This is a genomic window from Enterobacter sp. 01-M-03-SI-ECC (assembly GCF_047530215.1).
GTDB classification, from domain to species: Bacteria; Pseudomonadota; Gammaproteobacteria; order Enterobacterales; family Enterobacteriaceae; genus Enterobacter; species Enterobacter chengduensis.
In genome coordinates, this window is sequence record NZ_JBLKDA010000043.1 from 22,970 (window position 1) to 30,032 (window position 7,063).

General features: G+C 57.9%; 6 protein-coding genes and 1 other annotated feature. Of the genes, 5 read left to right on the forward strand and 1 reads right to left on the reverse strand.

Annotation, left to right across the window (positions count from 1 at the left end):
• Positions 1–81 precede the first annotated feature (81 nt).
• Positions 82–153, forward strand: a sequence feature (ROSE (Repression Of Heat Shock gene Expression) occurs in the 5'-region of heat shock genes and acts as an RNA thermometer to modulate expression.).
• The 3 genes from ibpA to ACMWKK_RS23720 all read left to right on the forward strand — a co-directional run bounded on the left by ibpA (position 147) and on the right by ACMWKK_RS23720 (position 2,956).
• Positions 147–557, forward strand: a complete 411-nt coding sequence (gene ibpA, locus ACMWKK_RS23710) for a small heat shock chaperone IbpA (protein ID WP_008500162.1) — start codon at positions 147–149, stop codon at positions 555–557. It overlaps the preceding feature by 7 nt.
• 136 nt (positions 558–693) lie before the next feature.
• Positions 694–1,122 (forward strand): small heat shock chaperone IbpB, encoded by a 429-nt coding sequence (gene ibpB, locus ACMWKK_RS23715; protein WP_112780366.1) that lies wholly within the window; start codon positions 694–696, stop codon positions 1,120–1,122.
• Positions 1,123–1,294: 172 nt separating this feature from the next.
• The gene (locus tag ACMWKK_RS23720; RefSeq protein WP_112780367.1) at positions 1,295–2,956 is read left to right on the forward strand and encodes a putative transporter; all 1,662 of its coding nucleotides are present in this window, start codon (positions 1,295–1,297) and stop codon (positions 2,954–2,956) included.
• On the opposite strand, the gene ACMWKK_RS23725 is transcribed toward ACMWKK_RS23720, so the two are convergent.
• A complete protein-coding gene (locus ACMWKK_RS23725; RefSeq protein ID WP_023618235.1) occupies positions 2,924–3,670 on the reverse strand; it encodes a GntR family transcriptional regulator in 747 nt (248 codons plus the stop codon). The genes ACMWKK_RS23720 and ACMWKK_RS23725 overlap by 33 nt on opposite strands.
• A 221-nt stretch (positions 3,671–3,891) precedes the next feature.
• Between ACMWKK_RS23725 and ACMWKK_RS23730 the strand changes: the two genes are divergently transcribed.
• Both ACMWKK_RS23730 and ACMWKK_RS23735 read left to right on the forward strand, forming a co-directional pair.
• Positions 3,892–5,514, forward strand: a complete 1,623-nt coding sequence (locus tag ACMWKK_RS23730) for an alpha-glucoside-specific PTS transporter subunit IIBC (protein WP_112780368.1) — start codon at positions 3,892–3,894, stop codon at positions 5,512–5,514.
• Entirely contained in the window at positions 5,511–6,833 is a 1,323-nt protein-coding gene (locus tag ACMWKK_RS23735; RefSeq protein ID WP_112780369.1) for a 6-phospho-alpha-glucosidase, read from the forward strand. The genes ACMWKK_RS23730 and ACMWKK_RS23735 overlap by 4 nt, the downstream gene beginning before the upstream one ends.
• Positions 6,834–7,063: the final 230 nt, after the last annotated feature.

A 7,063-nucleotide genomic window follows, 5' to 3' on the forward strand; every position in this document is an offset into this window, starting at 1 on the left:
GCAGTCGTCGCGCTTGAAAAGCCCGGTTGCAGACCCATTTTATGATTGTGGCCCGATAACGAACTCGCCTGATGGGTGTTCGGGGGCGCAAAGGCCTGTCCATGGTGGAAGGCTACAATTTCTCGCTGATTTCAGGAGTTTTATTTATGCGTAACTTCGATCTTTCTCCGCTATACCGTTCTGCAATTGGTTTTGACCGCCTGTTTAACCATTTAGAAAATAATCAAAGCCAGAGCAACGGCTACCCTCCTTACAATGTTGAACTGGTTGACGAAAACCACTACCGCATCGCCATTGCCGTGGCCGGTTTTGCAGAAAACGAACTGGAGATCACCGCGCAGGACAACCTGCTGGTGGTGAAAGGTTCCCATACGGCCGAGCAGAAAGAACGTACCTACCTCTACCAGGGCATCGCCGAGCGCAACTTTGAACGCAAGTTCCAGTTAGCCGAGAACATTCACGTCAAGGGCGCGAACCTGGTCAACGGCCTGCTGTTTATCGAACTGGAACGCGTGATTCCGGAAGAGAAAAAACCGCGCCGTATCGAAATTAACTAATTATGCGGGTCGCAAACGCGGCCCACCCAGACTTGCTTGCCGTAACGGGAGCATATGCGAATCCATCCGGATTTGCAGGAACAACTGCGCACAAAATTAAACTGTGCCGAACTCGCTTCTCAGAAGGAGATTTAGTATGCGTAACTATGATTTATCCCCCCTGCTGCGTCAGTGGATTGGTTTTGACAAACTGGCCAACGCCCTGCAAAGCACCACCGAGCAACAGACGTTTCCGCCGTACAACATCGAAAAAAGCGACGATAACCACTATCGCATCACCCTCGCGCTGGCCGGCTTCCGCCAGGAGGATCTGGACATCCAGCTCGAAGGCACTCGCCTGACCGTGAAGGGTACGCCGGAAAAACAAGAGACCGAAACCAAATGGCTGCACCAGGGGCTGGTTAACCAGCCGTTTAGCCTGAGCTTTACCCTGGCAGACCATATGGACGTCTCCGGCGCAACGTTTACCAACGGGCTGCTGCATATTGACCTGACCCGTAACGTGCCGGAGGCCATCGCGCCGCAGCGTATCGCCATTAGCGACCGGCCAGCGTTAAACAGCTAACAAGCCCGCCGAACCTGTAGGTCGGGTAAGGCGCAGCCGCCACCCGACAATACTCACAGACTGCACAAAGCCCTGCCCCGGCAGGGCTTTTTTGTGCGCCATCGCCCATACAACCGCCGACGGCTCTGAGAGAATCCTTACCATAACTAAGGTTATGCCAAGGAAGTGGATCATGAGTGATATCGCGTTAACCGTTAGCGTGTTGGCCCTGGTCGCTGTTGTTGGCCTGTGGATAGGGAATATCAAAATCCGCGGCGTCGGGTTTGGGATAGGCGGAGTGCTGTTTGGCGGCATTTTTGTCGGGCACTTTGCCGACAAGCTCGGGCTGGTCCTTAGCGCCGAAATGCTCCACTTTACGCAGGAGTTCGGCCTGATCCTCTTCGTTTACACCATCGGTATTCAGGTGGGGCCGGGGTTTTTCGCCTCTCTTCGGGTCTCCGGATTACGGCTCAACCTGTTTGCCCTCGGCATCGTGGTGATGGGCGGGCTGGTTACCGCCATGCTGCACAAAATCTTCGATATCCCGCTGCCCGTGGTGCTGGGCATTTTCTCCGGGGCGGTCACTAACACGCCCGCGCTCGGTGCCGGGCAGCAAATCCTGCGCGATTTGGGCATCGAACCCGGCATTGTCGACCAGATGGGGATGAGCTACGCCATGGCCTATCCGTTTGGGATTTGCGGCATTCTCCTCTCCATGTGGCTGGTGCGCGTCCTGTTTCGCATTAACGTCGACAAAGAGGCGAAAGACCACGAAACCACGCTCACCAACGGCCATATGCCGATCAAAACCATCAACATTCGGGTCGATAACCCTAACCTGAACAATATGGCGATTCAGGACGTGCCGATCCTGAACAGCGCCAACATCATCTGCTCCCGCCTCAAGCGTGACGATATGCTGATGGTGCCCGCGCCCGGCACCGTTATTCAGCAGGGCGATCTGCTGCACCTGGTCGGCCAGCCCGGGGACTTAAACAACGCGCGGCTGGTGATTGGCCAGGAAGTGGATACTTCGCTCTCAACCCGCGGCACCGATATGCGCGTGGAACGCGTTGTGGTGACCAACGAGCACGTTCTGGGCAAGAAAATACGCGATTTGCAGGTAAAAGAGCGCTACGACGTGGTGATCTCCCGGCTTAACCGTGCGGGTGTTGAGCTGGTCGCCAGCCCGGAGGCCAGCCTGCAGTTCGGGGATATCCTCAACCTGGTCGGCCGCCCGTCGTCCATCGACGCCGTGGCGGATATGGTGGGTAACGCCCAGCAAAAACTGCAGCAGGTGCAGATGCTGCCGGTGTTTATCGGCATCGGGCTCGGCGTGCTGCTCGGCTCTATTCCGCTGTACGTGCCGGGCTTCCCGGTGGCGCTCAAGCTGGGCCTGGCGGGCGGGCCGCTGATTATGGCGCTGATCCTCGGGCGCATCGGCTGCATCGGCAAGCTCTACTGGTTTATGCCGCCGAGCGCCAACCTGGCGCTGCGCGAGCTGGGCATCGTGCTGTTCCTGGCGGTGGTCGGGCTGAAGTCCGGCGGGGATTTTGTCGATACCCTGGTCAAGGGCGAAGGGATGAGCTGGGTCGGCTACGGCATCTTTATTACGGCGATTCCTTTGCTGACGGTGGGCATTCTGGCGCGAATGTTCGCCAAAATGAACTACCTGACGCTGTGTGGGATGCTGGCGGGCTCCATGACCGATCCGCCCGCGCTGGCCTTTGCCAACAACCTGCACGCCACCAGCGGCGCGGCGGCGCTCTCGTACGCCACCGTCTACCCGCTGGTGATGTTCCTGCGCATCATCACCCCGCAGCTACTGGCGGTGCTGTTCTGGGGGATGGGCTAGCAGGTCGTCCGGGTGGATGCGCCGCAGATGGTAGTCCACCTGATAATCACTGGTATTTCGGAACATCACGGAATAATTGAGGAACTCGCCGCTGTCGCTGTAGGAAAGGGAGGTGATACGCAGCAGCGGCGTCTGTTCCGGCAGGTTCATATAACCCGCCAGCTGTTTATCGGCCAGCACCGGCGTCAGGCTCTCGTAGTTGCCGCTGATGGTGATCCCGCACTCCTTCTCGATGTAATCAAACTTTGACCCTTCCAGATGCGCCAGCGACAGATTGCGGAACAGCTTCACCGGCATAAAGCTGTCCTCCAGCATCAGCGGTTTTCCGTCCACGTAGCGCACCCGCCGGGAAAAGTAGATCCGTTCATCCACCTGAATCCGCAGCTGGCTGGCGATGGCGGGCGGCGCGGGCATCACTTCGAACTGCAGCACCTTGCTCTGCACCTCTTTTCCCTGCTGGCGCAGCACCTCCACCAGCCCGGTCAGGTTGGTGGTTTCGTGGTGAACGTCCTTGCGCGAGACAAACGTTCCGCTCCCGTGCCGTCGTTCAACTAGCCCCCAGCTCACCAGCAGATCCAGCGCCTTGCGGATGGTCATTCGCGCCACGCCGAACTCCTGCGCCAGCGCTTTCTCGCCGGGCAGCGGGCTGCCGATGTTGTAGTCCGACGAATTCAGCCGCAGCCGCAATCTGTCAGCAATGGATTTGTAGATCACCAGTAGACCTCTCTGCCCTTATCAGGGCGTGGATGGCGTCCTGACATGTCCATATTTACCGCAAAAAGTAGACCTGATTGGTCAAAATAAAACCATGAATGCGATCACGAATCGCAGCGGCACGCCATGTTCGCGCATCAGTAAGTTCTTATGCTCACCTCAGGCCAGCAAAAAACCATAAAGGCCTCTACCCCTACAGGTTGTTTCATGAGGATTTAAAAATGCTCAGTCAAATACAACGTTTCGGCGGTGCCATGTTTACCCCGGTGTTGCTGTTCCCCTTCGCCGGGATCGTGGTGGGAATCGCCATCATGCTTCGCAATCCGCTGTTTGTCGGCGAAGCCTTAACGGCCCCTGATAATCTGTTCGCGCAAATTGTTCATATCATTGAAGAAGGCGGCTGGGCGGTGTTTCGCAATATGCCGCTGATTTTTGCCGTGGGCCTGCCGATTGGCCTGGCGAAGCAGGCGCAGGGCCGCGCCTGTCTGGCGGTGCTGATTAGCTTTCTGACCTGGAACTACTTCATCAACGCGATGGGGATGACCTGGGGCCACTTCTTCGGCGTCGACTTCTCCGCTGAACCGACCGCCGGAAGCGGGCTGGCGATGATTGCCGGGATCAAAACGCTCGATACCAGCATCATCGGCGCCATCGTCATTTCTGGCATCGTCACCGCCATCCACAACCGCTATTTTGACAAGCCGCTGCCGGTTTTCCTGGGGATTTTCCAGGGCAGCTCCTTCGTTGTTATCCTCGCGTTCTTCGTCATGATCCCCTGCGCCTGGCTGACGCTGCTGGGCTGGCCGAAAGTGCAGATGGGCATTGAGTCCCTGCAGGCGTTCCTGCGCTCCGCCGGTGCGCTGGGCGTGTGGGTGTATACCTTCCTGGAACGCATTCTGATTCCAACCGGATTGCACCACTTCGTCTACGGCCCGTTCATCTTCGGCCCGGCGGCGGTGGAGGGCGGGATCCAGGTCTACTGGGCGCAGCACCTGCAGGAATTCAGCCAGAGCACCCTGCCGCTGAAAACCCTCTTCCCGGAAGGCGGGTTCGCGCTGCACGGCAACGCCAAAGTGTTCGGTTCGGTCGGGATTGCGCTGGCGATCTGGTACACCGCGTCGCCGGAAAACCGCGTCAAGGTGGCGGGCCTGCTGATACCGGCCACGCTCACCGCCGTGCTCGTCGGCATTACGGAACCGCTTGAATTCACCTTCCTGTTTATCTCACCGCTGCTGTTTGCCGTTCACGCCGTGCTGGCGGCCACCATGGCAACGGTGATGTACACCTTCGGCGTGGTCGGCAACATGGGCGGCGGCCTGCTGGACCAGTTCCTGCCGCAAAACTGGATCCCGATGTTCCACAATCACGCCTCAACGGTCTTCATCCAGATCGCTATCGGCGTCTGCTTCACCGGCATCTACTTCGTGGCCTTCAAAACGCTGATTGCGCGTCTGAACCTCAAAACGCCGGGCCGGGAGGAGAGCGAAATCAAGCTCTACAGCAAGGCCGACTATAAGGCGGCGCGCGGGCAAACTACCGCCCCGGCGGCGGCCAGCCAGCAGGTCGGACAGGCCGCCGGATTCCTGCAGGCGCTCGGCGGCGCGGCCAACATCGGGAGCATCAACAACTGCGCCACCCGCCTGCGTATCACCCTGGTCGATATGGCCAAAACGCAAAGCGATGACGTCTTCAAAGCCCTCGGCGCCCACGGCGTGGTGCGACGCGGCAACGGCATTCAGGTGATTGTCGGTCTGCACGTTCCTCAGGTGCGCGACCAGCTGGAATCGCTGATGAAAACCCCTTTATCGAATGAACAAACCACCCTGACAGAGGCTATATCATGAAAAAATTCTCAGTTGTCATTGCAGGCGGCGGCAGCACCTTTACGCCTGGTATCGTCCTGATGCTGTTAGCCAACCGTGACCGTTTCCCGCTGCGCGCCCTGAAGTTCTATGACAACGACGGCGCGCGTCAGGAAACCATCGCCGAAGCGTGCAAAATCATCCTTAAGGAGCAGGCGCCGGAGATTGAATTCAGCTACACCACCGATCCGAAAGCGGCGTTTAGCGATGTGGATTTCGTGATGGCGCATATCCGCGTGGGCAAATACCCGATGCGTGAAAAAGATGAAAAGATCCCGCTGCGCCACGGCGTGCTGGGCCAGGAAACCTGCGGGCCGGGCGGCATCTCCTACGGCATGCGCTCTATCGGCGGCGTGCTGGAGCTGGTGGATTATATGGAGCAGTACTCCCCGAACGCGTGGATGCTGAACTACTCCAACCCGGCGGCGATTGTCGCGGAGGCCACGCGTCGCCTGCGTCCAAACGCCAAAATACTCAACATCTGCGATATGCCGATCGGCATTGAAGGGCGTATGGCGCAGATTGTCGGCCTGAAAGACCGCAAAGAGATGCGCGTGCGCTACTACGGCCTGAACCACTTCGGCTGGTGGACGTCGATTGAAGATCTCAACGGCAACGATCTGATGCCGAAGCTGCGCGAATACGTGGCGAAAAACGGCTATGTACCGCCTTCAGAAGATGCGCATACCGAAGCGAGCTGGAACGATACGTTCGCCAAGGCAAAAGACGTGCAGGCGCTGGATCCGGACACCATGCCGAACACCTATCTGAAATACTACCTGTTCCCGGACTACGTGGTCGCGCATTCCAACCCGGACCGCACCCGCGCCAATGAAGTGATGGATCACCGTGAGAAGCACGTGTTCAGTTCCTGCCGGGCAATTATCGAGGCGGGCAAATCCTCCGCCGGTGAGCTGGAAATCGACGAACATGCGTCGTACATCGTCGATCTGGCGACGGCAATTGCCTTTAACACCCAGGAGCGGATGCTGCTGATCGTGCCAAACAACGGGGCCATCCATAACTTCGATGCCGATGCGATGGTGGAGATCCCATGCCTGGTGGGCCATAACGGACCGGAGCCGCTTACGGTGGGCGATATTCCGCACTTCCAGAAAGGGCTGATGAGCCAGCAGGTGGCGGTGGAAAAACTGGTGGTGGACGCCTGGGAGCAGCGCTCGTATCAGAAACTCTGGCAGGCGATTACCCTGTCGAAAACCGTGCCGAGCGCGTCCGTCGCGAAAGCGATTCTGGATGACCTGATCGAGGCCAATAAAGGCTACTGGCCAGAGCTGCACTAACCTTCCTGACCGGCATCGTGATGGTGCCGGTTTCCCCCTCTACTAAAAATTATCCTCAACCTTTCGTAAAACTGGGCATTTCTCCTAAATCTATCACGCTGTGACAATGTGCGTGCTAAACATATTTTCCACCTGCAGACCGGGCGTATAGTTCGTGCACTAACCGCACTTTTCATACGGATATGAAATGCTCCATTTTGTCAGTATTGATGCACTCGGTCTCGCCCTTG